Below are 26,025 nucleotides of genomic sequence, written 5' to 3'. Positions count from 1 at the left end.
GAGACCGGCATGGGGCGGACAGATTGCGACACGGGGGCGGGGGAAGCAGGGCGGTCGCGCAAGCGCTGCAAAAGACCCGCCGCCGGGAACCGCCGGAAGAGGGGAGGATGTTCCGGCGGTCGATGGGCGGCGGGAAGGGGGGTGGTCGGTGGCTCAGCCCTTGACGATCTTCTGGGGCGAGATCACGTCGATCCCGAGCGCCCGGCCGACGGCGTAGTAGGTCAGTTGACCCGCATGGACGTTGAGCCCGTTGAGCAGGTGCGGATCGTCGGCGCAGGCCTGTTGCCAGCCCTTGTCGGCCAGCGCCAGCATGAAGGGCATGGTGGCGTTGCCAAGCGCGATGGTCGAGGTGCGCGCCACGGCGCCGGGCATGTTGGCGACACAGTAATGCATGATCCCGTCGACATCGTAGATCGGATCGGCATGGGTGGTGGGCTTCGAGGTCTCGAAACAGCCGCCCTGGTCGATGGCCACGTCGACCAGCGCCGCGCCGGGCTTCATGGTGGGGAACTGCTCGCGGCGGACGAGCTTGGGCGCCTCGGCGCCGGGGATGAGCACGGCGCCGATTACCATGTCGGCGCGGGTCAGGTGCTCTTCCAGCAGGCCGGCGGAGGAATAGCCGGTCTTGAAGACCCCCGCGAAGACATCGTCGAGGTAACGCAGGCGCGGCAGCGAGCGGTCGAGCACGGTGACATCCGCGCCCATTCCGGCGGCGATGCGCGCGGCATGGGTGCCGACGACGCCGCCGCCGATCACCAGCACGTCGGCCGGGCCCACGCCCGGCACGCCGCCCATCAGCACGCCGCGCCCGCCGTTGGCCTTCTGCAGGGTCCAGGCGCCCACTTGCGGGGCCAGCCGACCGGCGACCTCGGACATCGGCGCCAGCAGCGGCAGGCCGCCGCGGTCATCGGTCACCGTCTCGTAGGCGATGGCGGTGCAGCCGCTTTCCAGCAGGTCCCTGGTCTGGGCCGGGTCGGGGGCGAGGTGGAGATAGGTAAACAGAAGCTGACCTTCTCGCAGCATCTTGCGTTCGGCGGCCTGAGGCTCCTTCACCTTCACGATCATGTCGGCGATGGCAAAGATCTCCTCGGCAGTGTCGAGGATGTGGGCGCCGGCGGCGACATAGGCCGCGTCCTCGAACCCTGCGCCCTTGCCGGCGCCGGCCTGAATGATCACCTCGTGACCGTGGGCCACCGCCTCCTGTGCGGCGTTGGGCGTCATGCCGACGCGGAACTCCTGCGGCTTGATCTCTGCCGGGCAGCCGATTTTCATGGATAGATCCTCCTCCTGAATCCATGCCAGAATGTCGCAGATCGCACGCAATTGGCTTGAAATCTTTGCCGCTCCCTTGACGACAGAGTGAAGGTTCTTCGAATAAACGGCAGGTTAATCGAAAGGCCTTGCGCATATGTCCCTCGACGCAACAGACCGTCGCCTGCTTTCCGTGTTGCAGCGGCGCGGGCGCATCTCGAACGCCGACCTTGCCGAGGAGGTGAACCTGTCGGCCAGCGCTTGTCACCGCCGGGTCGGGCGGCTGGAGGCCGACGGGTATATCCGTGGCTATGTCGCCCTGCTGGATGCGCGCAAGCTGGGCATGTCGGCGACGATCTTTGTCGAGATCACGCTGTCGACCCAGGCTGACGACGTCCTGGAGGCATTCGAGAAGGCGGTGGGGCGCATTCCGGACGTGCTGGAATGCTACCACACGGCGGGGGCCGCGGATTACATCCTCAAGGTCGTGGCCGACAGCACCGAGGATTTCGCCCGCATCCACCGCCAGCACCTGGCCCGCCTGCCCGGCGTGGCGAAGATGCAGTCGAGCTTCACGCTGCGGACCGTGTCGAATACCACCGCCCTGCCGCTCTGACGCGGCTTGCCAAGGCGGCGCGGTTTGCCCAAATTGCGCGCCATGGAATACGATTACATTATCGTCGGTGCGGGCAGCGCCGGCTGCGTTCTGGCCAACCGCCTCAGCCGCGCGGGCCACACCGTTCTCCTGCTCGAGGCCGGGGGGCGCGACAATTACCACTGGGTGCATATCCCGGTGGGCTATCTTTACTGCATCGGCAATCCGCGCACCGACTGGTGTTTCCGCACGGCCGAGGAGCCGGGGCTGAATGGCCGCTCGCTGCTTTATCCAAGGGGCAAGGTGCTGGGTGGGTGCAGCGCGATCAACGGGATGATCTACATGCGCGGGCAGGCCGCCGACTATGACGGCTGGCGGCAGATGGGCAACCCGGGCTGGGGCTGGGATGACGTGCTGCCCTATTTCAAACGCTCGCAGGATTACGTCGACGGCGCGTCGGAGCATCACGGCGCGGGCGGCGAATGGCGGGTCGAGAACATGCGCCTGCACTGGGACGTGCTGGACCACTGGCGCGACGCGGCGGTGGCGGCGGGCCTGCCGGCGACGGATGATTTCAACCGGGGCGACAACGAAGGCGTCGGCTATTTCAAGGTCAACCAGCGCAACGGCTGGCGGGTGACGAGCGCCAAGGCCTTCCTGCGGGCGGGCACCGGCAAGGGGCTGAAGGTCGAGACCGGGGCGCATACGCAAAAGGTCATCGTCGAGGATGGGCGCGCGGTCGGTGTTGAGTATTTGCAGAACAATGAAAGGCAGGTTGCGCGGGCAAGGGCCGAGGTGATCCTATCGGCGGGGGCGATCGGCAGCCCGCAATTGTTGCAGTTGTCGGGGCTGGGGCCGGCGGAGTTGCTGCGCGAGCACGGGATCGAGGTGAAGCGCGACATCCCGGCCGTGGGCGGCAATCTGCAGGACCATCTGCAACTGCGCTGCGCGTGGAAGCTGACCGGAGCGAAGACGCTGAACACGATGGTCGGATCATTGTGGGGGAAGGCCATGATCGCGCTGGAATATGCGTTGAAGCGGTCCGGCCCGATGGCAATGGCGCCCAGCCAGCTTGGCGCGTTCGCGCGGTCGCGGCCCGACCTTGCGACGCCCGACCTGGAGTACCACGTGCAGCCGCTGTCGCTCGATGCGTTCGGGGGCGACCTGCACGATTTCCCGGCCATCACCGCCAGCGTGTGCAACCTGCGGCCCGAATCGCGGGGGACCGTCACCATCGCCTCGGCCAATGCCGCCGACGCGCCGGTGATTGCGCCGCGCTACCTGTCGACCGAGGGGGACAGGCAGGTGGCGGCGGCGTCGATACGGCTGACCCGGCGGATCATGGAGCAGGACCCGATGGCGCGCTATGCGCCCGAGGAGTTCCGGCCGGGGATCACGGCGCAGAGCGACGAGGAGTTGGCCAAGGCGGCGGGCGATATCGGCACGACGATCTTTCACCCGGTGGGCACCGTCCATATGGGCCCGGGCGAGGAGGCGCCGCTCGATCCGGAACTGCGGCTGCGCGGGGTGACGGGGCTGCGGGTGGTCGATGCCTCTGTCATGCCGACGATTACCAGCGGCAACACCAATTCGCCGACGATCATGATCGCCGAGAAGGCGGCAGACATGATCCTGGAGACGGCGCGGGGCTGACCGGGTTTCCCATCCCGGCCGGCCAGGCGGATTGGGTAAAATCCGAGAAAGATTCGATGTCGCGGTTAAACCGCTATTCGCTTCTTCCGGCCAAATTCGCCCCCTCAGACGAGGGCGGATATGGTCAGGTCATTCGACACAGTCGACACCGAGTTTGCCGTTTCAACCGGCAGCAACGTCAACAGCGGCGCCGGCACGTCGACCTTCGACTATCCGCCGAACGGCACCTCGAACCTGACGGTCACGTCGAACTCCGGTGACACGGACCCCACCCTGTTCGAACCGGGTGACAGTTATGACATATCGTGGTCGGGCACCGGCGGCGGCGGTGTGATCGAGGATGCCGTTGTCATCCGCAGCGATACCTCCCCCGGCGAGGGGGGTGTCATCGTGTTCGAAGGCACGGACGAGAACGGCGACCTCGTGCAGGTCGTCTGGTCGCCCGGGTTCGACCTGGAAGCCTGGTACTGGGAGAATTACGACAGCGGGGCGTCGCCCGAGTTCTGGACGAGCGATCAGGACGCCAGCTATTCGCACAGCGTGGTCTGCTTCGACGCGCGGGCGCGTCTTCTGACGAATACGGGCTGGCTGCCGGCCGGGCAGATCCGCGCGGGCATGCGTGTCTGGACGCGGGATGCCGGGTACCAGGCCGTTCTGTGGGCGGGCGGCAGGAGGGTGCCGGGACGCGGGCGCAACACGCCGGTGCGCTTCGCGACGGGAGCGATCGGCAACACCGCGCCGCTGCTGCTTTCGCAACAGCACCGTGTGCTGCTTCGATCGCCGCGGGCAGAGCTGATGTTCGCCAGCCATGAGGTTCTGGTTCCGGCAAAGGCGTTCGCGGGTCGGCCAGGTGTCAGCTACGCCCCCTGTTCCGAAGTCGAGTTCGTTCACGTCCTGACAGAGCATCACCACCTGCTGAGGGCCGAGGGCGCGGAATGCGAAAGCCTGTTCCTCGGGGACGAGGCGGACCTGATCCTACGGGACGATCTTGCCGGGCTGCCGGGGCTGGCGGCGCTGCGCCGGGCGCAACGGGCCGCGCGGCCGTTCCTGACGTTTCGCGAGGCTGCGAGCCTGCTGAGCGCCCGGCCGGCGCCCCTGCCCTGCCCTGCTTTCTGACCCGGTCGAAACGGAAAGAGGCCCCGGCGTTTCCACCGGGGCCCCTGTGTTTCGGAATGGCCGAGGGGATCAGTCCTCTGCCTTTTCCTCTTTCTTGGCTTCTTCGCCGGTCTCCTGGTCGACGACCTTCATCGACAGGCGAACCTTGCCGCGGTCGTCGAAGCCCAGCAGCTTGACCCAGACTTCCTGGCCTTCCTTCAGCACATCCGAGGGATGGTTCAGGCGGCGGTTCTCGATCTGGCTGACATGGACCAGCCCGTCGCGCTTGCCGAAGAAGTTCACGAAGGCGCCGAAATCGACGATCTTGACGACGGTGCCCTTGTAGATGTGCCCTTCTTCCGGCTCGGCCACGATCGAGTGGATCATGTCATAGGCTTTCTGAATGGCCTCGCCGTTCGGCGAGGCGATCTTGATCACGCCGTCGTCGTTGATGTCGACCTTGGCGCCCGAGACCTCGACGATCTCGCGGATGACCTTGCCGCCCGAACCGATCACTTCGCGGATCTTGTCGGTGGGAATGTGCATCGTCTCGATCCGCGGGGCGTGGATCGAGAAATCGCCCGCTTCCGACAGGGCCTTGGACATCTCGCCGAGGATATGCAGGCGGCCTTCGCGGGCCTGCGCCAGGGCGTTCTTCATGATCTCGGGCGTGATGCCGGCGACCTTGATGTCCATCTGCAGCGAGGTGATGCCGTTCTCGGTGCCGGCGACCTTGAAGTCCATGTCGCCGAGGTGATCCTCGTCGCCAAGGATGTCGGTCAGGATCCCGTAGGAGCCGTCTTCTTCCAGCACGAGGCCCATGGCCACACCGGCCACGGCGGCCTTGAGCGGAACGCCCGCATCCATCATCGACAGCGAGCCGCCACAGACGGAGGCCATCGAGGAGGAGCCGTTCGATTCCGTGATCTCGGACACGACGCGGATGGTGTAGGGGAAGTCGGTCGCGGCCGGCAGCACCGCCTGAAGCGCGCGCCATGCCAGCTTGCCGTGACCGATTTCACGACGGCCCGGAGGGCCCACGCGCCCGGCTTCACCGACCGAGTAGGGCGGGAAGTTGTAGTGCAGCAGGAAGTTCGAGCGGAAGTTCCCGTGCAGCGCGTCGATGATCTGTTCGTCATCGCCGGTGCCCAGCGTCGTGACCACGAGACCCTGCGTTTCACCGCGGGTGAAGAGCGCCGAGCCGTGGGTGCGGGGCAGGATGCCCGTTTCGGAAACGATCGGGCGCACCTCGTTGAGGGCGCGGCCGTCGATCCGCCGGCCGGATTTCACCACGTCGCCGCGCAGAACGCCGGCTTCGAGCTTCTTCATGGCCGAGCCAAGATTGGCGTCTTCGAGTTGTTCCTCGGTCAGCTTTTCCTTGATCGCCTCACGCGCGGCCGCGACGGCGGCGGTGCGCTCCTGCTTGTCGGTGATGGCGAAGGCCGAGCGCATCTGGTCTTCACCGGCGGCTTTCACGGCTTCGTAAAGCTCCGTGTAATCAGGCGGTTGGAAGTCAAACGGCTCTTTCGCGGCATCTTCGGCCAGGTCGATGATCAGGTCGATCACCGGCTGGATCTGCTCATGCGCGAAGGTCACGGCGCCCAGCATTTCCTCTTCGGTCAGCTCGTAGGCTTCCGATTCGACCATCATCACCGCGTCCTTGGTGCCGGCGACGACGAGGTCGAGGCGCTGGTCGGGGTTGTTGCGCAGGTCGTGCATGTCCTCGACATCGGGGTTGAGGATGTATTCGCCATCCTCATAGCCCACGCGGCAACCGGCGATCGGGCCCATGAAGGGCGCGCCGGAGATCGTCAGGGCGGCCGAGGCAGCGATCATCGCCACCATGTCGGGGTCGTTGACGAGGTCGTGCGAGAGCACGGTGCACATGACCAGGACTTCGTTCTTGAAGCCCGGGACAAAGAGCGGCCGGATCGGCCGGTCGATCAGGCGGGCGGTGAGCGTTTCCTTTTCGGTCGGCCGCGCCTCGCGCTTGAAGAAGCCGCCGGGCACCTTGCCCGCGGCGTAGTATTTTTCCTGGTAATGAACGGTCAGGGGGAAGAAATCCTGCCCTTCTTTCGGTTGCTTGGCGAAGGTCACGTTGGCCATGACCGAGGTTTCCCCAAGGGTGGCGATGACCGAGCCATCTGCCTGACGGGCAACCTTGCCCGTTTCCAGTGTGAGCGTTTCCTCGCCCCACTGCATCGTCTTCTTCACTTCGTTGAACATCTGTCGTTTTCCTGGTTGGAGGCGCTCTTGGGCGTATCCCAAGTCCTCCGTTTCAATGGCGGCCCCATTGCCGCCGACCCCATCTCTTCTTCATGCGCCCGGGGCCAAGGGCATCACGTCTCAGATGGCGGCGCTATAGAGGAGTTTAAGGAGGAATGAAAGCTCAGATCACGTGGAGGTGAGGCGAATCGGGGTTAATGCCAGCAAACACTGAGGTTTGGCACGTCGGTATAACGTCGGTATTTTGTCGGTATTACGTCGGTGCGGCGGTCGGCACGGGCCGGGTTAAGGGGCCGGGCGTTGCGGTGAACGTCGCTTTTCGGGAAGGAATTGTTAACCTGCCCCTCTCACCCCTCGCCATCCGAAAGCTGGAGGTCGCCGGAGCGGAGGAGGAGGTCGGCCTCGAAGCGGCGGAGGGAGGGCAGGCAGGTCTGTTGCAGGGGGGCGTCGTGGCCGGCCAGCCCGGGGAAGATCTCGAGCAGTTCGGCGCGGGTGGCCGCCGCCATGCCGGTGAGGGTGACGTCGCCCGGGTGCAGGCTTTCGGTGAGCACGCCGTTGGACCAGACGAGTTCGTGGCTGTCGAGGAGGAAGTGCCAGTATTCCACCCGGCGCGCGGTGGTCTCGTGGCGGACGGTGCGGCCGTTGACCATGAACTTGGCGGGCAAGAGGACGGAGGCGGAGTCGAACCAGAGCTGGGCCCACGGGCTGCGGTGCATGACCCGGTGATTGGGCGAGACACGCAGGTTCCGCGACGGCAGGCCCGGGCCGAAGGCGCCGCGGGCAATGCGGACCGGGGCGAGGTGACGGTTGGCCGTGCCCAGCGGGATGGTGCGGCGGGCGATCCACCTGATCGGCCGAGGCGGGCCGCCCGGCACGCAGACCAGCGCGCCCACCGCGAGCGTTTCGACCGGCACGTCGCCCGAGGGTGTGCGGATCAGCGTGCCGCGGGCAAAACAGATGGCCGAGGCATCGGGGTTGGCCTGCTGGATCGTGCCGATGTTGAGCTCGCCATCGCCGCCCGGCAGCACGTCTTCGCCCTGTTTGAAGGAGGCGGTGTTGCCCGGTTCGAAGCCGCCGAGGTCGACCGCGAATTTCGACCCGCCGAACATGCCGAAAACGATGTAATCGTCACCGGCGCCGGTGTTGTTGAAGGCATCCGGCGTGGCGAAGGTGGGGGGAATGACCATGGGGCCGGGCACGAGGTTGCCGTTGCCGTCATCGACCGCCTCGTAAACGGCGAAGTACTGGCCATTGGTGACGGTGTCGCCATCGCCCTGGGTGCGGACGAGGAAATAACGGCTGTCGGCGTCGCCGAGAGTCGACAGCTGGTGCAGCTTGATCGTCGTCAGCCCGCCGGGATAGCTGGTGTTCCATGACCCGTAGGTCGCAATCTGGTTACCGGACAGCAGAAATCGTTCGCCTGCCATCTTCCTGCTCCTCGCCGCGCGCCTTGCGCGGACCAAAACATTATTTGCTTGTTTTTTCTGGGCAATCTAAGCTTTTGCGCCGCATCTGCCAAGCGAATGATGTGTCGCGGTTTTGCATTAGTGGCTGATTCCGGCTTTTTTCAGACCATTCGCATTAAATTGATGAGAATTTTGGCGTCCGCCCCGCCAATGGCCTGCCCGGCAGGCGGCTTGATTTGACGCTACGTCAAGGTAAGCTGTCCCGGTCGGGCCGCATGGGGGACAACATGGCAGAGCCGATCCGATCCGTGACCATCGTCGGCGGGGGCACCGCCGGGTGGCTGGCCGCGCTTATCCTGAATTCGGGCCTGTCGCGGAGCACGGCGCCCGAGCACGCGCTTGACGTCACGCTGATCGAGTCGCCCGATATTCCCACGGTGGGCGTGGGCGAGGCGACGGTGCCGAACATGCCGCGCACGCTGATCGATTGCGGGATATCGGAGGCCGCGTTCTTTCGCGCGTGCAACAGTTCCTTCAAGCTGGGGGTGCTGTTCGACAACTGGAACGTCGACCGCGAGGGGCGGCCGATCTGCTATCTCAACCCGTTCGACGAGCCGCCGGTGATCGACGGGATGGACCTTGCCGCCTACATGCTGCGCTTCGGGGCCGGGGAGCTGGACTTTGCCGAGCTGTGCGGGCCGAACCTCGACCTGATCCACGAGAAACGGGGGCCGAGGGGGTTTCGCGCGCCGGCCTTTGCGCAGGAGGCGAGCTTTGCCTATCACCTCGATGCCGGGAAGTTCGCGGCGCTGCTGCGCGACGTGTGCACCGAACGGGGGGTGACGCATATCCTCGACAACCTTCGGGAGGTCGAGCAGGACGAGCGCGGTTATGTCACCGCCTTGCAGCTCGAGAAGACAGGGCGGCGGGAGGTGGAGCTGGTGCTCGACTGTACCGGTTTTCGCGGGCTGATCATCAACGAGGTGCTGGGCACGGAATTCGTGAGCTACGCCGATTGCCTTGCCAATGACCGGGCGATGGCGGTGCAGATCCCGCACCAGGGCGAGGCGCTGGAGCCCGGCACGCGGTCGACCGCGCTGGGCGCCGGGTGGAGCTGGCGGGTGCCTTTGTATAACCGGGTTGGAACGGGGTACGTGTTTTCCAGCGCGCACCGGACCGACGAGGAGGCGCGCGACGAGTTCATGGCGCATCTGGGCCCGGCGGCGGAGGGGCTCGAGCCGCGGGTGATCCCGATGCGGGTGGGGCGGAACCGCGAGGCCTGGGTGAAGAACGTGATCGCGGTGGGGCTCTCGGGCGGGTTCATCGAGCCGCTGGAATCGACGGCGATTCACATGGTGGACATGTCGATCCGGCACCTGATGCGGCTGTTTCCCGATGCGAGTTATCCGGAGCCGGTGCGGAAACGGTACAATCAGCGGATGGAGCGTTTGTACGACGAGGTGCGGGATTTCATCTGTTTGCATTACGCGCTGGGGAACCGGGTGGATTCGCAATACTGGATCGACGCGCGGGAGGAACTGTCAGTGCCGGACAGCCTGGCGGAGAACCTCGAGCTGTGGCGGCATACGCTGCCCAGCTATCACGACATGCCGACCGCGACGCTGTTTTCCTACCGGACCTACCAGGCGGTGCTGATGGGCAAGCGGGTGTACGAGGCGGGGTACGCGGCGCAGGACATCACGGCGGCCTTCGCGCTCAACGAGGAGAAATGGTGGGCCTTCGTGGCCGAGCAGCGGGGCCGGATCGCCGCGTTCTGCGAGCGGGCGCCGGACCATCGGCAGGTGCTGCGGGATATCCGCGGGGAGCTGTCCTCGCGCGAGCGGCGGCGGCTGGAACGGGGGGAGGTTCTGGAGCCGGTGGCTGTGGCGGAGGGGCCGGTTTCGGAGAACAGCCTGCTGTAGGGGGGCGGGCGGCACCCTCCCCCGGGTGGCCCGGCCTAGCGGTGCGGATCGAGCTTTTCGAACTCGCTCGACAGCCGCGAGCGGAGTTTCTTGGTCGCGCCCTTGAGCGCCGCAGGAATGTCGGGCCCGTCGTGGTGGGCGGCCATGGGGCCCAGGCCGCGCGGGCGGGCCTCGATGGTGCAGCGGATGTGATCGGGGCCGTGCTTGTCGGCGTTCTGGTCCTTGAGGTGAACCTCGACCCGGGTGAGGCGGTCTTCCATGTGGCCGAGATCGCTGTGGACGGCGTTTTCGGCCACCTCCGTCAGGCGGTCGTCGCCATGGATGAAATTGTCTGTGTTCACCTGGATTTGCATGGGATTGGTCCTCGCTTTGACTGTTATGGATGTATGGAGCGGGGACCGGGGCTGCAAGATTGGCGCAGGGCGACCGGCAGCAAAACGCCCGCCTCTTTCGAGACGGGCGTTTGAAGGTCGAACCGTGGACGGCCGGGCTTAGCGGCGGATGCCGAGGCGCTTGATCAGGTCGAGGTAACGGCCCTCGTCCTTGCCCTTGAGGTAGTCCAGCAGCTTGCGGCGCTGGGCCACCAGTTTCAGCAGGCCGCGGCGGCCGTGGTTGTCCTTGGTGTGAGTCTTGAAGTGCTCGGTCAGGGTCGCGATGCGGGAGGTCAGGATGGCCACCTGGACCTCGGGCGAGCCGGTGTCGCCTTCCTTGGTCGCGAAGTCCTTGAGAATCTTGTGCTTTTCTTCAACCGTGATCGACATCGGGGTCTCCTTTCGAAGTGAGGGGTTGAGGGCGCGAGCCGGGATGTCGTCCAGCAAGGTCCTTTGGAGATATGCCGGGAGGCCCGGCAGATGGGCGCGTATAGCGGGAGTCCGGGCAAAAGAAAAGCCCGAATTCCCGGTGGTGTGTCGCGCCGGTTAAACCGTGCCCGGCGGCACGAGGGCGATATCGGCCGGCCCGAGCCCCGTGGGGCTGTGGACGAGGGCCACCTCGGTGCCGTTCAGGGTGACGCGGAAGAGGCCGGTGTCGGCGGTGTCCTGCGTGACCTCGAGCTGGGGCTCGCCGCTGGCGGGGTCGCATTCGATCAACAGGCTGTCCTCGCCCGGGGTGAAATCCATGATCTCGGCCGCGCCGTCGACGCCGGCCTGGCCGCCGAGGAAGATGGTATCGGCCCCGTCGCCGCCGGTGACGATGTCGGTGGCGCCGGCGGTGATCCGGTCGTCGCCGTCGCCACCGTTGAGGTAATCCGTCTCGCCGTCTTCGGTGCCGTCGGGGCCGAGGCCATTGACGGTATCGTCGCCCCAGCCGCCGAACAGCGTGTCTTCCCCTGCCCCGCCGTCGAGCGTGTCGGCGCCGTGATAGCCGTGCAGCGCGTCGTCGCCTTCGCCGCCCTCAAGGGAGTCGTTGCCGGTGCCGCCGGTGAGGCTGTCTTCGCCGGCCCCGCCGTCGAGCGTGTCGGCGCCGTCATGACCGTAGAGGTCGTCAGCGCCCGCGCCGCCGAGAAGCAGGTCGTCGCCCGCCTCGCCATGGAGCGTGTCATCGCCGGCGTCGCCGTGGAGCGTGTCCTCGCCATCGCCGCCTTCGATCTGGTCGGCGCCATCTTCGCCGGTGACAAGGTCGTCGCCCGCGTAGCCGAGAAGGAAATCGCTTCCGTCGGTGCCTGTGACGGTATCGCCCGCCTCGCCGCCGGTCGAGATCGTCCAGTCGTCGCCGATGGCATCTTCGGTGCCATCCTCGGTGGCTTCTTCGGTGGCGTCGTCAGTCGCGTCGCAGCCTGCGTCCCCGGCCGGCGCCTCCGGCATGCCGCCGTTCAGGAAGGCGGCGAGGTCGATCGTCTCGCCGCTGTCCTGCGTTTCTTGGGCCTCGGGCGTATCATTCGCCTCCGGCTCCACTTCGTCGATCCCACTATCCAGCCCGACGAACGCAGCCGCCCCCACGGCCAGCATGCCGAGCATACCCGCAAACAGAAACATCACACATAATCCCAAACACCCCCGTGGTGATATGCCCGGAAAGGGGCGCCCGGGTCAAAGAAAACAGGGGCAAATGGTTAACGGGTCAGGGGGCAGGGTGGCCGCGGGGGATGACCTCGTAACCCTGTTCCTCGGGCTCGTCATCGGTCATTTCCGGCGGGAAGCCGGGGGCGGTGATGTCGAGGCCGGTGGCCTCTTCCAGCCGCTTGATGATGTTGGGCGACAGCTCTCGCGGGCCGAAGCGGGAGATGCCGTCTTCGAAGATCCTGATCATCAGCGGGTTCATCTCCAGCGGCACGCCGGCACGGTCGGCGACCGCCTGGAAGAGGCCGATATCCTTGGCGACGAGGTCCATGGTGAAGGAGATGTCGCGGCTTCCATTGAGGATCACCTGGCTTTCGGTTTCGTGGACGAAGGAGGTGCCGGAGCTGATGGCGATGGCCTCGTAGGCGGTGGCGAGGTCCATGCCGGCGGCCTTGGCGGTGACCAACGCCTCGCAGCAGGTGAGGAGGTTGGCGGTGGCGAGGTAGTTGGTGATGACCTTGAGCACCGAGGCCGAGCCCAGGTCGCCGGTGTGCAGGATGCGGCGGCCCATGGTTTTCAGGAGCGGCAGGATGCGATCGAACGTGGCCCGGTCGCAGCCGGCGAAGATCGAGATGTTGCCGGTGTCGGCCCGGTGGCAGCCGCCGGAGACGGGGCAGTCGACGGCGGCACCGCCGCGGTCGATGACCTGCTGGCCGAGGCGCTTGACCTCGGCCTCGTCGGTGGTGGACATCTCCATCCAGATCTTGCCGGGGGTGATCTCGGGCAGCATCTCCTCGACCACGGCGGCGGAGGCGGCGGGAGAGGGCAGGCAGGTGATGACGGCGTCGCAGGTGCGCATCATCTCGGCGGGGCTGCCGCCGGGTTTCGCGCCGCGGGCCACGAAGCTGTCGACCAGGGCGGTGTTGAGGTCGTGGACGGTGAGGTCGACTCCGTTGCGCAGGAGCGAGCCGCCGAGCTTGCCGCCGACATTGCCGAGACCGATGAAGCCTGTTTTCATTGAAGCGCCTCCCTGTGTCGTTGCCCATTTCGACAGGGGAAACCGGATTGTAAATCGGTTTGTGCGGCGGGGGCGTTTTCTTGGGAGAAAACGGGCCGGAAAATTGGAATTTTCCGGCGCGGCGCGACACGGGAGGTACGGGGAAGGGAATTTTCTTCGCAGAAAATTCCCCGGAAAATGCGCATTTTCCGGGGCCGGAATTCGCGCGAATTCTGGCTACCGGCGGCGGAGGGTATCGCCGTAGCTGATCTTGGGTTCGAGCACGACGCGCTCGGGCTGGCCGGTGTCGCCCGCCTCGACCCGGCGGGCGATGATCTCGGCCGCCTTGAAGCCGATTTCGTGGCGGCAGGCATCCATCGAGGCCAGTTCGCGCGGGAGGCCCTTGAGCAGGTTCAGGCCGTTGAAGCCCGCGAGGCCGAAATCGGCCGGGATCCTCACGCCCTGTTCGAGCAGGTAGAGCAGCCCGCCCGCGCCGATCAGGTCGTTGGAATAGTAGATAAAATCGAGGTCGGGGGAGCGGTCGAGCACCTCCTTGGTCATTTCGCGCCCCTTCACCAGCGCCGAGCCGCCGGAGTAGAACTCGCGGTCCTCGATCTCGACCCCGGCCTTGGCGAGCGCCTCGGTGAAGCCCTCGAAACGTTTGCGCGCCCGGTGGTCCTGCGCCATCTTGGTGCCGAGGAAGGCGATGTGTTCATAGCCGTCCTTGAGGATCGCCTGGGCCATCTGCTGGCCGGCGCGGCGGTGCGAGATGCCGACGACCGAATCGACCGGCGTGCCGTCGACATCCATGATCTCGACCACGGGGATGCCGGAGGCGCGCAGCATGGCGCGGGAGGCGTCGGAATGCTCGAGCCCTGCGATGATCACGCCGGAGGGGCGCCAGGAGAGCATCTCGTAGAGCACCTTCTCCTCTTTCTCGGGGGAGTAACCGGTGACGCCGACCACGGGCTGAAGCCCGGTTTCCTCGAGCGCCTCGCTGATGCCGGTCATGACCTCGGGGAAGACCATGTTCGACAGTGACGGGATGATCACGGCGACGAGGTTGACCCGCTGCGAGGCGAGCGCGCCGGCGATCTTGTTGGGGACGTAGCCCAGGTCCTTGGCCGCCTCGAGCACACGCTGGCGGGTGGCGTCGGAGACGTCGCCGCGGTTGCGGAGCACCCGGCTGACGGTCATTTCCGAGACGCCCGACGCCTCGGACACGTCGCGCAGGGTCAGGGGGCGGTTGTCGTTGGCGCTCACGGGCTCGGATCCTCAGCGTTGTTTTCCGAATGTTACCGCGAACGCTCGGCCCCGCGCAATAACTTCGCACCGCTGCGGATCAGGCTGCGCCGGACATGGTGCACGGGCGCGACGCATCGTCGGAGGTGCGGAAATCGCCGGAGAGCTCGCGCAGGCGGGCGGCCTCACCGGCCATGGTGACGCCGGCCTCGTGCAGTTCCGCCATGCGGGCCGCATTCTGCCGGGTGCGGGTGTCGAGCCGGGAGACGGCGGCGTCGATCTGCCGGACGCTGTCGGACTGTTCCTGCGCCGCCGTGGAGATTGCGGCGATCGAGGCGCTGGCGCCGTGCAGCCGGGTGATCATCGAGGTGAAACATTCCGCCAGCCGGCTCACCGCGCCGGTGCCGGCGCCGATCATCCGGGCGTTGCCGTCAAGCTGCCGCTTGATGTCGCTGGCGGCCTGGGCGGTGCGCTCGGCCAGGTCGCGCACCTCGGCGGCGACGACGCCGAAGCCCTTGCCGGCCTCGCCGGCGCGGGCCGCCTCGACGCTGGCGTTCAGCGCCAGCAGGTTGGTCTGGTAGGCGACCGAATCAATCAGCGTGGTGACCGAGAGGATCCGGTCGGCGGAGGCGGAAATCTCCTCCATCGTGGTGCGCGCCTCGGTCACCGTGGCCTCGTTCCGCCGGACCTCCTCGATGGTGGCCTGCATGCCCTGTTCGGCGGCGAGCGTGCCGTCGGCGGCCTCGGAGACCGACTGGGTCAGCTGTTTGAGGGCGGCGGCGGTGTCGGCGAGGTCGGTCGCCTGTGTCTCGGCCTGGCCGCGCACGCCCTGCAGCGAGGTTTCGATGTCGCGCGCGCCGTTGTCGATGGCGCCGGCGATGCCGGAGATCGAGACCACGGTATCGCGAAGGCGGGCGATGGCCGCGTTGAGCCCCGCACGGAGGATGTCGTATTTCGCCGGCACGTCGCCCTCGACCCTTGCGGTAAGATCGCCGGTTTCCAGCCGGGAGATCGCCTGGCTGAGCAGGTCGACGACGCGCTTCTGGTCGCGTGCCTCCTGCTGGGCGGCCTGTTCCTGCCGACGGGCGGCCTTTTGCTGGGCGGCGGCCTGCCGCTCCTGCTCGGCGGCGCGGGCGAGCTGGTTGCGCAGGTCGTCGAGGTCACCAGCCAGCCAGCCGATCTCGTGCCGGCGCTGGCGGGAGGGGACGGGACTGTCGAGATCGCCATGGCGCATGGCGGCAACCCGGTCCTGCAACTGGAGGATCGGGCGAGTCAGCAGGCGGCTGAAGACCACGGCGAGCCCGGCAGCAACGGCCACGCAGACCGCCACGACACCGAGCAGCATGGCGCGCAGGCGCGCGACCGGGGCCATCGCCGCGGCGACCGGGATATCGGCCTCGAGCACCCAATCGCCCCCCATGGCCGAGAAAGGCCTCATCGAGATCAGGTGCGGCACGGCGCCGCCGGTCTCGTGCCGGACAAGGCCGACGGTTTCGCCGGCCAACGCGCGGCGGAAGGCCGCGCTGTCGCCGATCGGGACGTGCGCGCCGGCCGGATCGGACGTGGCCCGGATCGCACCGTCGCGCCCCACCAGCCGGGCGCGCGCACCTTCGCCCGGGCTTAGCCCCTTGGCCAGCACCCCGGCCAGCGCCCCGGGCCGGACCTGCAGCACGGCGAAGCCGATCGTGGTGCCCATGCCGGTGACCGGCGTGGCGAAGAACCCGGCGCTGGCATCGGCCGGGCCGTAGGGCGTGAAATCCTCGAACACGACGGCCCCGGACCCGGCCGCCACCGCCGCGCGCCAGGCCCGGCCCAGGCCGGTTTCGGCCAGGTCGCCATCCTGCAGGTTGGCGGCGAAATCCCCGCCCTTGGCGGCGGAATAGACCACGTCGCCATCGAGATTGACGAGGTACAGGTCGGCCAGCCCGCCCTCCTCCGTCACCGCGAGAAGCTGGGGGTGATAATGCCCGTGGGCGCGGGCATAGAGCTTGTGCCCCTCCCCGGCCGCGAGCTTGTGCCGTTCGACGGGAGGGTGGGGATTGCCGGTGACATAATCCGCGATCAGCGCGGTGCGGGTGCCCGCCTTGTCCTTGAGCCAGATGGCGTCGAATTCGAACAGGGCGTCCTGCATCATGCTGCTGCCGGTCTGGACCAGCAGCGCGCGCTCCTGCGCGGCGAACCAGTCGGCCAGCCCGTCGGCGCGGGCCTGCAGGAGGGCGGCGAAGCGCGCCTCGATCCCGTCGCGCAGAATGGTGCGGGCGGAGTGGAAGGAAAGGAAAGCCACGGCGCAGAGCATCACCACCGCCGCGCCGGCCACCATGGCCGGCACCCTGACCCGGAGGCTTGCCCCGGGCCGCTTCACTTTCACCTGCCTGTCGCGCATCGCCGCCCCTTGGAATTGCTGGCCCGCGCATCAGGATAGGCCAGAGGGGTTAAGCGTTGCTGAAGGGCCGTGCAGGGGAATTTCGGGCTGACAAGCGCCGCGTCAGCCGCTATTGCAGCCCTGCGCGACCCCGTGGCTCAACTGGATAGAGCAGCCCCCTCCTAAGGGGCAGGTTGCAGGTTCGAATCCTGCCGGGGTCGCCAAATAATACAGATATTTCAGAACCTTGCAGAGAGGCGGTTAGCTCTACCGCACCTGGAAAGCAGGATTCTGCAGTTGATTCCTGCGAACGATGCGTGAACGGCCGTACAAATCCCGTACAAGGGCTTTCCAGAGATTCACAGAATGTTCCAGTTTCGGAAAAGGAAAGCCCCGCCGACGCAGCAACGTCGAACGGGGCTCATGAGTGTGGCTCCTACCACGAACAAGATACCCCGGAACGCACCCGCGTTGCAAGGGCGTTGAGCTATGTTCTTACACTCGGGACACAGGTTGCCTGGTGGGGACTGGTTCCCGTCTTCAAGGCCCGCTTGACGGCCCAGGAGCGCGCTGCGCTGGCCTTCATGTCGCTCAAGTCCATGGATCGCGACGACGCCGTTATGACAGCAGAGGCAGCGCTCTACGCTGGAGCCGGTCAACCTCAAGCCCCGATCTTTAGCTTCATGGATCAGGCGAATTCCTGGGCTGCTTGGGCCGAACCCGAAGAGCGGGAAGCGTATTGCCTGGCTGCCTTCAACCGGATGGCACCGGCGCGGCAAGCCGCGTTCCTCGAATTCGTGCAGAGGAGGGCTTGTGCATGACCATACAACGCCACGCCTTTACCCGCCCGACGGAAGAGGAAATCGAGCGCCTGTTGTACCATATGCCTGCCGCGGTGAGTTGGACCGAAAATACATGGGCGGCGAACTTCGGACGCTCCATCATCCGCCAGGCCAATCGGCGCCGTTGGGCGCCGTCTCCGAAGCAGCTGAACATCATGCGGACGCTGGTCAGTGACCTGTTTTCGCGTGGCGTCAAAGAGGAGGGCGAACTGCAAGTGATCGAGGACTGATCTGCAAAGGGTTTATGCAGGTCTTTCTCCTCAGTCACTCAACGCATCAGCGATGAGCAAAGAGACCTGCCACGGTTTGCCCTCTTCCCGTGCCAAAGAGGGAGATGCTCCGGGGAACTCACCCGGCCCGCGTCGGATCGGCTCCTACTGGACCGACGCAGAAGCGCGACAACGTAACCCACCGGGCAAACCGGGGACCGCACCGGCGCTGAGCTGCAAAGGGCGGGGCAGGAGAAAACCCTGCGGGGAAGCGGTTGGCCCCCGATATCGGGCATCGCGTGGATACGGAGCAGGGAGTGTAGGGCCTTCCCCCGTGTATCGGGGGGAAGGAGCGGGTGGCGGTAGTATGTCCAATCGAAAGGCAGGACCATGAACAGTAACCAACCTCAACTGGACCCGGCGCGGTTCGACACACTCACCAGCCCCGAGAAGATCTGGGGCTTGAACAACATCGCTCAGGCGCTTGGCGTGAGCACGGACAAGGCACGTCGCTTGGCCCGGCTCGATGACTGCCCGATCTATCGACCCGAGCCCGGCGGCAGCTTCTTTGCCTTTCGGTCCGAGCTGATGGCGTGGCTGAAGAAGAAAAGGAAGTGAAGATGGACTTTAGTCTCGACAGGATGGTGGTGGTCGACGGTCGGCCGAGCCGATCCGGCAACCGAATTCTCGGGGTGTTCGAACTGAACATTGCCGGATTGCAGATCTGCGGTTGCTCCCTCGTGCAGAGACATGACGGCAAGCTCGTGGTCAATGGCCCCAAGGGCAAGAGCCACCGCGGTCATCAGATTGCCGTCCACATCAGTGATCCGGAGATCGCGGACGCAATCTCAGTCCGCGCAACAAAGGTTTACGAGGGGCTCAGAGGGCACCCGATCCAATCAACGGAGTCAGCAGAATGACCAAGGACATAGAACATACGGATAACCCTGGCACGGTTACGATCAGCCGGTGCGACGATCGCCTTTACGGACCTATGCGTCAAACGCACTAGCCGGAGGACTGAGCGGTGATTAAGGCTCTGGTGCTAGTTGCGCTTCTCGAACCCGTTGAGGACCACTGGCTTGAAGGCGTCAGTAGTGGGGCGCGGGAGCAGGTCCATCGCTTTGCAAGTGTAGAGCCGCGCGGCGAAGGCGCGCCTGTCATCCCAAACATATTCGACCAGTGCCATGATGTATGCCGTCTTAGCGGTGAGGTCCGATCCGGAAATGTGCATAACAATTGTCTCGAAGGTGGTGGTGGTCGGTTCAATGATTTTTGGTGTGCCAGGGAAAACGCTGTGTTCCGCCAAGATAACAGACCGCTCAGCGGTATCTTTCACAAATTGGTCAATACTGGTGCTTTCGAAAGTATCGCTAACCAAGAGCCGAACAACAAAGACCGTCTTGAACGCGGGGGATTTGCCGTGGTTGGTGATTTGAACCTTTGGAATGAAGTAGGGGACAACCCCGCCGTTCTCGGTGCGGGCGTGACGAATTTTGAATTCCAGAACCTCGAAATCAAGCCACGGCCTCTGCTCATTTCGCATGATTTGGTTGGCCTCTTGAGCGGCTTTGGCGGCCTCCAGACTTGCAGAGGTAGCTTTCTCACCTTCTCGAACAGCTCTTACGGTTTCATCCAAAGTTCTCTTGAGCAGCCAGACCGCCCAAGCACTTATGGCCACGCCCAAAAACGCAAAAAACGCCATTGCCCACTGTGCCCATCCGTCCCCAAGAATGGTGCTGGGGTATTGATGCGCCTCTTCATTGCTATCGGTGGGAGTGTCTTGATTATGTTCGGGGCGGGGTTCGTTAGTTGGGGTGGTGATCGTTGGCTCAACTGGCGCTGGCTCTACGGCGGCCTGCTCCGGGGCCTGTTCCTGATTGGTTTCTAGCTGTACTTCTGGCTCGGCTTCATTTTCCTGAGCCTGTAGCCACGTCGAAAGAGCTAGTCCAAGAACAAGTGCGATGATTCCAATGCGTGCAAACATAGCAAAAAGCATCCAGCGGTAAATTTCCCTCTGGATACTTTATTGCTCAAATTCCGCTCGTTGTCTTCAACCCCGATCTGCGCACGTTTACACCGCATCAATCTGATCGAGAACCTCACCCCACCGCCAGATCAAACAGTCCCGGCGTGATTGCGTGGGTCGATCGCTGCGGTAGGGTCTTCACGCCCTCCGGCGCGCTCTGCTTACTGTACGCATCGCGCATCCAGATCCGGTCGAGCTCGGCGAGGATGGCCACGTGGTGCGGTTCCAGCGGCATGCGCATCAGCCGTGCCCAGGATTCGATCTCGGACGGCTGTATCGGGTTCGGCCCGACTGGCCCAAGTGTGCGCGCATGTGAAAGGGCGTTGAACGCGTTCCAGAGCACCTCCGCGCCTTCTGGGGGGCGCGGGGGCCCACCCGCGAGGTGGTCTTCCAGGGCGCGGGTGAGAAGTTTGTGGAGGCGAACCATCAGCCGCGCCTCGTCGGATCATCGGTGATACGCTTGACGCTGTTCGGAAGTTGTCCGCGATCGTACTCCGCAAGACCTTGCTGCACGGTCTTGATGGAGATACCCTGGATGCGCCCCTCTTGCTCGACAGAGAAACCTTCCGGTGCCTCGATGCGCAGCACGGCCTCGCCCTTGGGTCCGACGCTCTGCGGCCTCGCGCCAGCGGGAATGACGAGCTCACCCTTTTGAAGAATGGCCGGTACTTCGTTCGGGCGCAGCCCCGCAATGCCACCCGAATGATACCGGGGCGCGCCTCGGAAGACCGAAGGCGAAACCGCGCGGCCGTGCCCGTAGCCATCCCTGCCGGCCACCCCGCCATCATGAAGGATGCCGGGAATGACGGCACCGCCAAAGATGCCGCCACTTGACCCGCCAAAGCCGCTGAACAGGCCGCTGAGCGCCGCTTCCAGGGCAAGGTCTGCCAGCCTCGATATCAACCGGCCGATCGCCTCCTCGGCGCTTGCCGCGCCGGTGACGAAGTCTGCGAACGCACTCTGTGCCGCGCCCCGGAATTCTTCCTGGATATCCTGTGCCTCTTCCATCCGTTCGCGGATCACGTCCACACCATTTGCGGCCTCGACGTACTGTGCCGCCAACGCCTCGATCTGGGCGATCATCTCCGGTGTCAGCTCCACACCTGCCTGTTGTGCCTCGTACAGCAACTCGGCCTTCTTGGAGGCGTAGTCCATCGCATCGCCCACGTTCCGCCCGCTCTGCGCCACTGAGGTCAGCGCTATGGCTTCCTGTTCCAGCGCGGCAATATCGGCCCGTGTCTTCTCGATCTCCCGCTGGAACCCGTCGAGGCTTTGCGAGCCGCCGCTGGTCGAGCTGTCAGGCACGCCGAAGCTCGCGTCGATGGTCGGTAGTCGTGGCCGCAGTGAGGTCTTCGGCGCATACGGGCTCGGCGGTCGGTTGTTCGGCCTGCCATTGCGCGGGCCGTACTCGATGCCGGTTTCGGTATCGCCCTCGGGCAGGTTTTCGCGAAGCGCCGCGGCGTTCTCTGCGGCGGTCTTCAGCGCCTGCGCAATTCCACCAATGGCCCCGATGACATTGCCGAACCGCTGGGCATCCACATCACTCAGCCCCTGCACGAGGTTTTCGGCTTCCTCCACGAGATCGGCCACGGCGCCCTCAAAGTCTCCAGCGCTGGTCTCGCCACGCTGGAATGCCTGCATCTGGGCGTCGATGTCTTGCAGGATCGCCGCTAGTTCATGGGCTTCTTCAACGTCGGCCACATCCATGAGCCGGATACCATCGGGCCCGGTGGCCTGGTTGATGGCGCGGAACAGCTCTTCATAGGTTTCCACAAGGTCTTCGGCGCTGTTCTTCTGATCCTCGGTTACCGCCGCCGCGTCTTTCAGCGCGCGGTAGTTTTCCGCGCCCATCATCGCAACGGCCCGCTCGGCCGATCCGAAGAGGTCATCTACGTCGAAGCTGAAGGCTTCCTCCAAGGCGCCGGCAAGATTCACGACTACGGTCTTCGACAGGGTTGCGACCCGCGCCTGGACCTCTGCGAACTTACGGTCGAGCTCGGCAGCCTTCTCCACCGCCTCTTCGTCAATTACGATGCCGAGCTCGTTGGCCCGTGCCGTGAGCTGCCGGATGCCCCGTTCACCCTGGTCGAGCAATTCCACGAACCGCTCGCCCGCCGTCCCACCGAACACCTCGTCGGCCACGCGGATCTGCGCGGCGCTGTCGAGACCTTCCATCCGGCCAATGATGTCCGCGAAGAGCTCTTCCGGTTCTTCGAGTCGGCGCTTCAGGTCGCTGGCCCCATAGCCCAGCCGCTTGAACGCCTCGGCCGCCGGCCCTTGGCCCGTGACGATGAACTCATCGGCGCGTAGCTGCAATTCCTTCAGCCCGTCAACCAGGGCATCAACCTCGATCCGGTTCTGTTCCCCGACGAACTTCAGTTCCTGGAACGCTTCGATGCTCAGCCCGGCCCGTTCGGCTTGTCGACCAATCTCGGCCATGCTGCGAACGGCTTGGGTTGACCCTCGTGTGATGGCAGCCATGCCGGCGGCGATAGTGGCGGCTGCAAATGCCTTGCCGAATGATCCGATGCGGGTCGAGGTGGTTGCGAGCGCCTGGTTGATCCGGCGCGTCGAGCCCAGCATATCCCGCTCCATCGCGGTTGTCGCGACCTTGGAACCTCGGCGCAGGCCGGTGTAGGTCTTGGTGCCCCGGCGCTCGGCCTTGGCCATGTTCTTCTCGAAATCCCTGATGCGGGCTTCGAGGGCAACGATCAGGCGTTCTTCATCCATTTCCCATTCTCCTTATGCGGTCCACATGTCGTCAGTGAACCAGCCCGCCGAGGTCACGAGCCCGCCCTCATCTGCAGAGCAACGCGATACCGCCATTGCCGCTGCCACGGCCCCGTCGATCGAAAGCCATTTCTGGGCCTTGGTGAACTTGGCCACATGGCCGTGATCGTTCCGCTTGACCGCGACGTTCGCGAAACAATGGCGCAGCACCGGGTGAGCGCCGTGATGGAATTCACCGCCGAGGATGGCGCGTTCCAGTTCCTGATAGGCGGGCATCATCAGGGACGGCACTTGCCGCATGTCGATCGCAGGTAGGCCTTTGTCGAGGATGTTGGGCTGCACTTGCCGTGCGAGGTGCGGGTCGAAGGCGATCTCGCGCACATTGAACCGCTCGCATAGCTCCACGATCTGACTTTCGATTTCGCGGTAGTCGATCACGTTGCCCTCCGTCGCGGTGATCAAGCCTTGCTCGTGCCATTCGACATAGTTCGCACCGGAGGCATTTTCTCTGATCCGCAGCGTATCTTCCGGACAGAAGAACCACGGGTGCACGTAGTACCCCTCGGCCACGCGCCAGCATGCCACGATGACGGAAAGGTCAGTGGTCGATGACAGGTCAACCGCCAGCCAGCAATCCGCCTCTTCCAGCGTGTCCAGGTCGAAGCTCTTCCGCCCGGCGTCATAGATCTCCATGTCCACGAACGGGTCGGTTGCAGCGTCGATCCAGATGTTGAGCTTCAACTGCTTCAGCGATTGCCGTTCACCGACACTGCGTTCCGCACGCTGCGCATGGCGCCGGAAGCCGGCAAGGCTCGGATACCCATGGCGCAAACCCGGATTGACGCGATGCCAGAATTCCTCGTCGCGCCAGTCGACATCCCGCGCAGCCTCGAAGAGAATGGGCAGGATTGTCGGGTCGTCCACATCGCCCCGTGCCACGCGGCGCGCATCCTCGATGACCTCGTGGGCAAGGTTGTCGTTGCCCCTTCCGGCGGTGGTGGCCACCACGAGAAGGCTGTCGTCCACCTTGTCGAGACCAGTGGTCAGGGCTTCCCAGAGGGAGCGGTTGGGCCAGAGGTGGATTTCATCGGCGAGCACGAAGTTCGGGGTCGAGCCGTGCTGAGGCCCGGCATCGCCGGACACCACTTGCATCGCCGCATCGTCCTTCTTGTAGATCACCTTCTTCGGGGCATTGTGGGCATCGTAGGCTTTGACGGCCGTCTCGATCCTCTTGTCTTCCCGAATGATGCCCATCGCCTCGCGGAAGGCGATCCCGGCCTGTGTCCGGTCGAGGGCGGCGAAGATGGCCTCGCCAGAGGGTGCCCGTTCCGGCCCGATGGTGTGGAGAAGGGCCAGCGCTGCGGACAAGCTGGTCTTCCTGTTTCCGCGTGGCAGAAGCAAAATCGCGCTCGTGACGATCCGCCGGCCATGTTCGTCGCGTGGCCCGTAGATGCGGCGCACAATCCGCTCCTGCCACGGGTCGAGCTGGAAGGCCCGGCGGGGCAGCGTGGATTTCGGGTGCCGCAGCGCCCGCAGAAACTTCACCGCCCGCTCGCCATAGCCGAACGGGTCAGGGATTTCGGAACCGTCGTAGATCCACTCAGGAAACGTCGAGGGGGTTGTCGCCGTCATTGGCCGGGTCCTCCTCTCTGATTGCCGGGCGCGACCGCGACACTGGCGTCAGGCCAAGCTCGGCGGCCAACAGGCGGGCACGGGTCATGGCGTCCGACTGAATGCCCACCGCCGGGTTACGCTTCATCCGCCCTTCGATATCTTTCGTGACGTGACCATGCTCCTGAAGATGCGCTTCCATATCGCGCACCGTACCGATGGCGATGCAGTAATTTTCGAGGCTTCCGAGATCTGCATCGGTCAGGATGCGCCGTTCGGTCAGGATCGGCATCACGCGGTGCCATTCCTTCGCGGCTTCGTCGGCGAGCCAATCCGGCGCAGGCACATAGCCAAGCGCGTCCGGATCGGTGCTCAGGTTCGGCTTTGTGCCCCTCATGACCTGGCCTCCTCGGTCACCTGCCGGCACCGGATTTCCAGCCCCTTTTGGCGACCGATGCGGCTGATCTCTTCGATCTCGAAATGCTGGCCATCGAAGTTGATCCGGTCGGTGGTCAGCACACAATCGAGATACCGCGTCCGAAAGACCGTGCGCGCCGTGCTGATTTCGCCCGCGTTCTCAAGGAAGTCCTGTGTTGCGCGCTCAACGATCTCGGCACGCAGAACCGCAACTTGCGCCCAGGTCCGAACCGGCGTTCCGGTATCATTCACCGTGGTGGTGGCGCGTAGCACCGCGATGATATGCACAAGCTTGCCCGACCTCATGATGGCACCTCCTGCACCAGGAGATTGACGGTTACGATGCCGTGCGAGGTTTCGCCGTCAGGGTCGCTGAGGGCGCGCATGGAAGCCACCCGCCAGTCTGCACAATGCAGGCCGGGGCCGAGATCCAGCCGACCGGCATGGATGGCCGCCTTGATCGCCGCGTTGATCAGTTTCACACCCTCGCGGGATGGCTCAACCTTCCAGACGTGGATCGTATGGTAGACCCTCGACCGCGTGCGTTTGATGCTGTCACCCTCGTCCATGATCTGCACCTCGCCCAGGATGATGCTCGGACTTGGTGCGGGCGCCCTGTTGCGATCGAGGATCGAGACTGCGGGCACGAGATCGGTGACCGCTGACGTGGCCACGAGACGCGCACGGATGGCTTTTTGAACCGCAAGATCCACGCTCATTTCGCCTCCCGGATCGCCTTGGCGATGGCGCGCTTGATGCGCCGTTCGGCTTTCGGTTTCGCCAGACGGAAGCCGGGCCAGAAGAACGGTTGAGCTTGATGGTGCTTGGTGCCGTATTCCTGCAGGTGTGGATAGCGCACATCCGAGTTCCCGGCGGTGATGGCCACCTGGTTCTCTGGTACGACATGCGAGCCACCCGGCTGCGAATAGGGTGGCGTGGATTGACCGGAGAGGGTCACCGCGATGGAGCCCACCAGATCGCCGCTGTCTTCCGGTGCCAGGCTTTCCATGGCCTCGGCGATCTCATATCCGCCTTGCGCGAGGGCAGGCTGCACCGCATTCCGCGCGGCCTTGGGAATGGCCCTCATCCGTGCCTGGAATTTTTTGAGCGAAGCGTCTGACATCAGAAGGTGAACTCACGATAGGCGGTGATGATCTCCTGCACGCCGAATGGCACCTCGGCGACGATCGTACCGGTCAGGGCCGTCTCGCGCTGTTCGTACCACCACGCCGCCAACTGCAGCACGGCCTCGACCAGATCAGGCGGGATGGGGTCTTGCCCCTCACCGCCGAATTCTTCCTCGATGCGAAACCCCAGCATCCGTTCGATGTAAGCCTGCGCGGCATCAAGTTTGTCCTGCAAAAGGTTCCCATCGTAGACGAGGATATCCGTTGTCAGCGAGAGTTGATCGTTCAATTGGTCGAGGGTCGCGATCGCCATC

The 26,025-nt window shown here is 65.0% G+C and carries 27 protein-coding genes and 1 tRNA gene; 9 read left to right on the top strand and 19 right to left on the bottom strand.

All coding sequences use genetic code 11. The features are described from left to right. Positions 1 to 153: 153 nt before the first annotated feature. Positions 154 to 1,272 (bottom strand): alanine dehydrogenase, encoded by a 1,119-nt coding sequence (ald, locus tag ACO07J_RS20045; protein ID WP_422032251.1) that lies wholly within the window; start codon positions 1,270 to 1,272, stop codon positions 154 to 156. A gap of 136 nt (positions 1,273 to 1,408) precedes the next feature. Between ald and ACO07J_RS20040 the strand changes: the two genes are divergently transcribed. From ACO07J_RS20040 to ACO07J_RS20030, 3 genes are all read left to right on the top strand, one after another. Next, the gene (locus ACO07J_RS20040) at positions 1,409 to 1,867 is read left to right on the top strand and encodes an Lrp/AsnC family transcriptional regulator (protein ID WP_422032249.1); all 459 of its coding nucleotides are present in this window, start codon (positions 1,409 to 1,411) and stop codon (positions 1,865 to 1,867) included. A 42-nt stretch (positions 1,868 to 1,909) separates the two neighbouring features. Continuing rightward, entirely contained in the window at positions 1,910 to 3,499 is a 1,590-nt protein-coding gene (locus ACO07J_RS20035) for a GMC family oxidoreductase (RefSeq protein ID WP_422033464.1), read from the top strand. A gap of 120 nt (positions 3,500 to 3,619) precedes the next feature. Further along, positions 3,620 to 4,615: a Hint domain-containing protein gene (locus ACO07J_RS20030; protein WP_422032247.1), complete on the top strand. Its 996-nt coding sequence runs from the start codon at positions 3,620 to 3,622 to the stop codon at positions 4,613 to 4,615. A gap of 69 nt (positions 4,616 to 4,684) precedes the next feature. Here the strand turns inward: ACO07J_RS20030 and pnp are convergent, their stop codons facing one another. Both pnp and ACO07J_RS20020 read right to left on the bottom strand, forming a co-directional pair. Further along, complete coding sequence (gene pnp, locus ACO07J_RS20025; protein WP_422032245.1) at positions 4,685 to 6,820, bottom strand: polyribonucleotide nucleotidyltransferase; 2,136 nt, start codon at positions 6,818 to 6,820, stop codon at positions 4,685 to 4,687. Positions 6,821 to 7,167: 347 nt separating this feature from the next. After that, positions 7,168 to 8,247, bottom strand: a complete 1,080-nt coding sequence (locus ACO07J_RS20020; protein WP_422032243.1) for a Hint domain-containing protein — start codon at positions 8,245 to 8,247, stop codon at positions 7,168 to 7,170. Positions 8,248 to 8,513: 266 nt separating this feature from the next. Between ACO07J_RS20020 and ACO07J_RS20015 the strand changes: the two genes are divergently transcribed. Continuing rightward, complete coding sequence (locus tag ACO07J_RS20015) at positions 8,514 to 10,148, top strand: tryptophan halogenase family protein (RefSeq protein ID WP_422032241.1); 1,635 nt, start codon at positions 8,514 to 8,516, stop codon at positions 10,146 to 10,148. Positions 10,149 to 10,183: 35 nt separating this feature from the next. Here ACO07J_RS20015 and ACO07J_RS20010 read toward each other — a convergent pair whose 3' ends face one another. The 6 genes from ACO07J_RS20010 to ACO07J_RS19985 form a co-directional block, all read right to left on the bottom strand. Next, complete coding sequence (locus ACO07J_RS20010) at positions 10,184 to 10,501, bottom strand: HPF/RaiA family ribosome-associated protein (protein WP_422032239.1); 318 nt, start codon at positions 10,499 to 10,501, stop codon at positions 10,184 to 10,186. 138 nt (positions 10,502 to 10,639) lie between these two features. Next, positions 10,640 to 10,909 (bottom strand): 30S ribosomal protein S15, encoded by a 270-nt coding sequence (gene rpsO, locus ACO07J_RS20005; protein WP_300891727.1) that lies wholly within the window; start codon positions 10,907 to 10,909, stop codon positions 10,640 to 10,642. A gap of 156 nt (positions 10,910 to 11,065) precedes the next feature. Next, a complete protein-coding gene (locus tag ACO07J_RS20000) occupies positions 11,066 to 12,121 on the bottom strand; it encodes a calcium-binding protein (protein ID WP_422032236.1) in 1,056 nt (351 codons plus the stop codon). Between the two features lie 85 nt (positions 12,122 to 12,206). Further along, the gene (locus ACO07J_RS19995; RefSeq protein ID WP_422032234.1) at positions 12,207 to 13,163 is read right to left on the bottom strand and encodes an NAD(P)-dependent oxidoreductase; all 957 of its coding nucleotides are present in this window, start codon (positions 13,161 to 13,163) and stop codon (positions 12,207 to 12,209) included. A gap of 216 nt (positions 13,164 to 13,379) precedes the next feature. Further along, positions 13,380 to 14,405 (bottom strand): LacI family DNA-binding transcriptional regulator, encoded by a 1,026-nt coding sequence (locus ACO07J_RS19990; protein ID WP_422032232.1) that lies wholly within the window; start codon positions 14,403 to 14,405, stop codon positions 13,380 to 13,382. A gap of 79 nt (positions 14,406 to 14,484) precedes the next feature. Then, positions 14,485 to 16,767 (bottom strand): methyl-accepting chemotaxis protein, encoded by a 2,283-nt coding sequence (locus ACO07J_RS19985; RefSeq protein WP_422032230.1) that lies wholly within the window; start codon positions 16,765 to 16,767, stop codon positions 14,485 to 14,487. 126 nt (positions 16,768 to 16,893) lie between these two features. On the opposite strand from ACO07J_RS19985, the gene ACO07J_RS19980 reads away from it, so the two are divergent. The 5 genes from ACO07J_RS19980 (at position 16,894) to ACO07J_RS19960 (ending at position 18,717) form a co-directional block, all read left to right on the top strand. Continuing rightward, positions 16,894 to 16,970 (top strand) — tRNA-Arg (locus ACO07J_RS19980). Between the two features lie 258 nt (positions 16,971 to 17,228). After that, entirely contained in the window at positions 17,229 to 17,567 is a 339-nt protein-coding gene (locus ACO07J_RS19975) for a hypothetical protein (RefSeq protein WP_422032228.1), read from the top strand. Continuing rightward, positions 17,564 to 17,818, top strand: coding sequence for a hypothetical protein (locus ACO07J_RS19970; protein ID WP_422032226.1), 255 nt, complete (start codon positions 17,564 to 17,566; stop codon positions 17,816 to 17,818). Before ACO07J_RS19975 ends, ACO07J_RS19970 begins: the two co-directional genes overlap by 4 nt. Positions 17,819 to 18,187: 369 nt before the next feature. Beyond that, the gene (locus tag ACO07J_RS19965; protein WP_422032225.1) at positions 18,188 to 18,415 is read left to right on the top strand and encodes a DNA-binding protein; all 228 of its coding nucleotides are present in this window, start codon (positions 18,188 to 18,190) and stop codon (positions 18,413 to 18,415) included. Next, positions 18,391 to 18,717 carry a hypothetical protein gene (locus ACO07J_RS19960; protein ID WP_422032223.1) on the top strand — a complete coding sequence of 109 codons (327 nt, stop codon included), beginning with the start codon at positions 18,391 to 18,393 and terminating at the stop codon, positions 18,715 to 18,717. Before ACO07J_RS19965 ends, ACO07J_RS19960 begins: the two co-directional genes overlap by 25 nt. Positions 18,718 to 18,842: 125 nt before the next feature. On the opposite strand, the gene ACO07J_RS19955 is transcribed toward ACO07J_RS19960, so the two are convergent. The 10 genes from ACO07J_RS19955 to ACO07J_RS19910 are packed head-to-tail and all read right to left on the bottom strand — an operon-like array spanning position 18,843 to position 26,024. Beyond that, positions 18,843 to 19,784: a hypothetical protein gene (locus ACO07J_RS19955; RefSeq protein ID WP_422032221.1), complete on the bottom strand. Its 942-nt coding sequence runs from the start codon at positions 19,782 to 19,784 to the stop codon at positions 18,843 to 18,845. Further along, a complete protein-coding gene (locus tag ACO07J_RS19950; RefSeq protein ID WP_422033462.1) occupies positions 19,742 to 19,882 on the bottom strand; it encodes a DUF6471 domain-containing protein in 141 nt (46 codons plus the stop codon). The genes ACO07J_RS19955 and ACO07J_RS19950 overlap by 43 nt, the downstream gene beginning before the upstream one ends. Positions 19,883 to 19,899: 17 nt before the next feature. Then, the gene (locus ACO07J_RS19945) at positions 19,900 to 20,253 is read right to left on the bottom strand and encodes a phage tail assembly chaperone (RefSeq protein ID WP_422032219.1); all 354 of its coding nucleotides are present in this window, start codon (positions 20,251 to 20,253) and stop codon (positions 19,900 to 19,902) included. After that, positions 20,253 to 22,556, bottom strand: coding sequence for a hypothetical protein (locus ACO07J_RS19940; protein ID WP_422032217.1), 2,304 nt, complete (start codon positions 22,554 to 22,556; stop codon positions 20,253 to 20,255). The genes ACO07J_RS19945 and ACO07J_RS19940 overlap by 1 nt, the downstream gene beginning before the upstream one ends. Positions 22,557 to 22,568: 12 nt before the next feature. Then, entirely contained in the window at positions 22,569 to 24,188 is a 1,620-nt protein-coding gene (locus tag ACO07J_RS19935; protein WP_422032215.1) for a terminase large subunit, read from the bottom strand. Further along, the gene (locus tag ACO07J_RS19930) at positions 24,157 to 24,564 is read right to left on the bottom strand and encodes a phage terminase small subunit P27 family (RefSeq protein ID WP_422032213.1); all 408 of its coding nucleotides are present in this window, start codon (positions 24,562 to 24,564) and stop codon (positions 24,157 to 24,159) included. Before ACO07J_RS19930 ends, ACO07J_RS19935 begins: the two co-directional genes overlap by 32 nt. Next, positions 24,561 to 24,890, bottom strand: coding sequence for a phage head closure protein (locus ACO07J_RS19925; RefSeq protein WP_350095585.1), 330 nt, complete (start codon positions 24,888 to 24,890; stop codon positions 24,561 to 24,563). The genes ACO07J_RS19930 and ACO07J_RS19925 overlap by 4 nt, the downstream gene beginning before the upstream one ends. Beyond that, positions 24,887 to 25,303 (bottom strand): DUF3168 domain-containing protein, encoded by a 417-nt coding sequence (locus ACO07J_RS19920; RefSeq protein ID WP_422032210.1) that lies wholly within the window; start codon positions 25,301 to 25,303, stop codon positions 24,887 to 24,889. The genes ACO07J_RS19925 and ACO07J_RS19920 overlap by 4 nt, the downstream gene beginning before the upstream one ends. Next, positions 25,300 to 25,707: an HK97-gp10 family putative phage morphogenesis protein gene (locus ACO07J_RS19915; RefSeq protein WP_422032208.1), complete on the bottom strand. Its 408-nt coding sequence runs from the start codon at positions 25,705 to 25,707 to the stop codon at positions 25,300 to 25,302. Before ACO07J_RS19915 ends, ACO07J_RS19920 begins: the two co-directional genes overlap by 4 nt. Beyond that, the gene (locus tag ACO07J_RS19910) at positions 25,707 to 26,024 is read right to left on the bottom strand and encodes a head-tail connector protein (RefSeq protein ID WP_422032206.1); all 318 of its coding nucleotides are present in this window, start codon (positions 26,022 to 26,024) and stop codon (positions 25,707 to 25,709) included. The genes ACO07J_RS19915 and ACO07J_RS19910 overlap by 1 nt, the downstream gene beginning before the upstream one ends. Position 26,025 lies beyond the last annotated feature (1 nt).

The sequence above is a fragment of the Roseovarius sp. genome, from assembly GCF_965228755.1.
GTDB lineage: Bacteria > Pseudomonadota > Alphaproteobacteria > Rhodobacterales > Rhodobacteraceae > Roseovarius.
The sequence above is the reverse complement of the archived record's forward strand: the minus strand, read 5'-3'. Positions and strand labels throughout refer to the sequence as shown.

Excerpts from the sequence above, each read along its gene's own strand:
- ACO07J_RS19945 (WP_422032219.1), bottom strand. The coding sequence starts at position 20,253 with ATGGTTCGCCTCCACAAACTTCTCACCCGCGCCCTGGAAGACCACCTC.
- ACO07J_RS20015 (WP_422032241.1), top strand. The coding sequence starts at position 8,514 with ATGGCAGAGCCGATCCGATCCGTGACCATCGTCGGCGGGGGCACCGCC.
- ACO07J_RS19995 (WP_422032234.1), bottom strand. The coding sequence starts at position 13,163 with ATGAAAACAGGCTTCATCGGTCTCGGCAATGTCGGCGGCAAGCTCGGC.
- ACO07J_RS19925 (WP_350095585.1), bottom strand. The coding sequence starts at position 24,890 with ATGAGGTCGGGCAAGCTTGTGCATATCATCGCGGTGCTACGCGCCACC.
- ACO07J_RS19930 (WP_422032213.1), bottom strand. The coding sequence starts at position 24,564 with ATGAGGGGCACAAAGCCGAACCTGAGCACCGATCCGGACGCGCTTGGC.
- ACO07J_RS19920 (WP_422032210.1), bottom strand. The coding sequence starts at position 25,303 with ATGAGCGTGGATCTTGCGGTTCAAAAAGCCATCCGTGCGCGTCTCGTG.
- ACO07J_RS19965 (WP_422032225.1), top strand. The coding sequence starts at position 18,188 with ATGAACAGTAACCAACCTCAACTGGACCCGGCGCGGTTCGACACACTC.
- ACO07J_RS19915 (WP_422032208.1), bottom strand. The coding sequence starts at position 25,707 with ATGTCAGACGCTTCGCTCAAAAAATTCCAGGCACGGATGAGGGCCATT.
- ACO07J_RS19985 (WP_422032230.1), bottom strand. The coding sequence starts at position 16,767 with ATGCGCGACAGGCAGGTGAAAGTGAAGCGGCCCGGGGCAAGCCTCCGG.
- ACO07J_RS20035 (WP_422033464.1), top strand. The coding sequence starts at position 1,910 with ATGGAATACGATTACATTATCGTCGGTGCGGGCAGCGCCGGCTGCGTT.
- ACO07J_RS20000 (WP_422032236.1), bottom strand. The coding sequence starts at position 12,121 with ATGTTTCTGTTTGCGGGTATGCTCGGCATGCTGGCCGTGGGGGCGGCT.
- ACO07J_RS20010 (WP_422032239.1), bottom strand. The coding sequence starts at position 10,501 with ATGCAAATCCAGGTGAACACAGACAATTTCATCCATGGCGACGACCGC.
- ACO07J_RS20020 (WP_422032243.1), bottom strand. The coding sequence starts at position 8,247 with ATGGCAGGCGAACGATTTCTGCTGTCCGGTAACCAGATTGCGACCTAC.
- ACO07J_RS19955 (WP_422032221.1), bottom strand. The coding sequence starts at position 19,784 with ATGTTTGCACGCATTGGAATCATCGCACTTGTTCTTGGACTAGCTCTT.
- ald (WP_422032251.1), bottom strand. The coding sequence starts at position 1,272 with ATGAAAATCGGCTGCCCGGCAGAGATCAAGCCGCAGGAGTTCCGCGTC.
- ACO07J_RS20030 (WP_422032247.1), top strand. The coding sequence starts at position 3,620 with ATGGTCAGGTCATTCGACACAGTCGACACCGAGTTTGCCGTTTCAACC.
- pnp (WP_422032245.1), bottom strand. The coding sequence starts at position 6,820 with ATGTTCAACGAAGTGAAGAAGACGATGCAGTGGGGCGAGGAAACGCTC.
- ACO07J_RS20040 (WP_422032249.1), top strand. The coding sequence starts at position 1,409 with ATGTCCCTCGACGCAACAGACCGTCGCCTGCTTTCCGTGTTGCAGCGG.
- ACO07J_RS19940 (WP_422032217.1), bottom strand. The coding sequence starts at position 22,556 with ATGGATGAAGAACGCCTGATCGTTGCCCTCGAAGCCCGCATCAGGGAT.
- ACO07J_RS19910 (WP_422032206.1), bottom strand. The coding sequence starts at position 26,024 with ATGGCGATCGCGACCCTCGACCAATTGAACGATCAACTCTCGCTGACA.
- ACO07J_RS19950 (WP_422033462.1), bottom strand. The coding sequence starts at position 19,882 with ATGCGGTGTAAACGTGCGCAGATCGGGGTTGAAGACAACGAGCGGAAT.
- ACO07J_RS19935 (WP_422032215.1), bottom strand. The coding sequence starts at position 24,188 with ATGACGGCGACAACCCCCTCGACGTTTCCTGAGTGGATCTACGACGGT.
- rpsO (WP_300891727.1), bottom strand. The coding sequence starts at position 10,909 with ATGTCGATCACGGTTGAAGAAAAGCACAAGATTCTCAAGGACTTCGCG.
- ACO07J_RS19970 (WP_422032226.1), top strand. The coding sequence starts at position 17,564 with ATGACCATACAACGCCACGCCTTTACCCGCCCGACGGAAGAGGAAATC.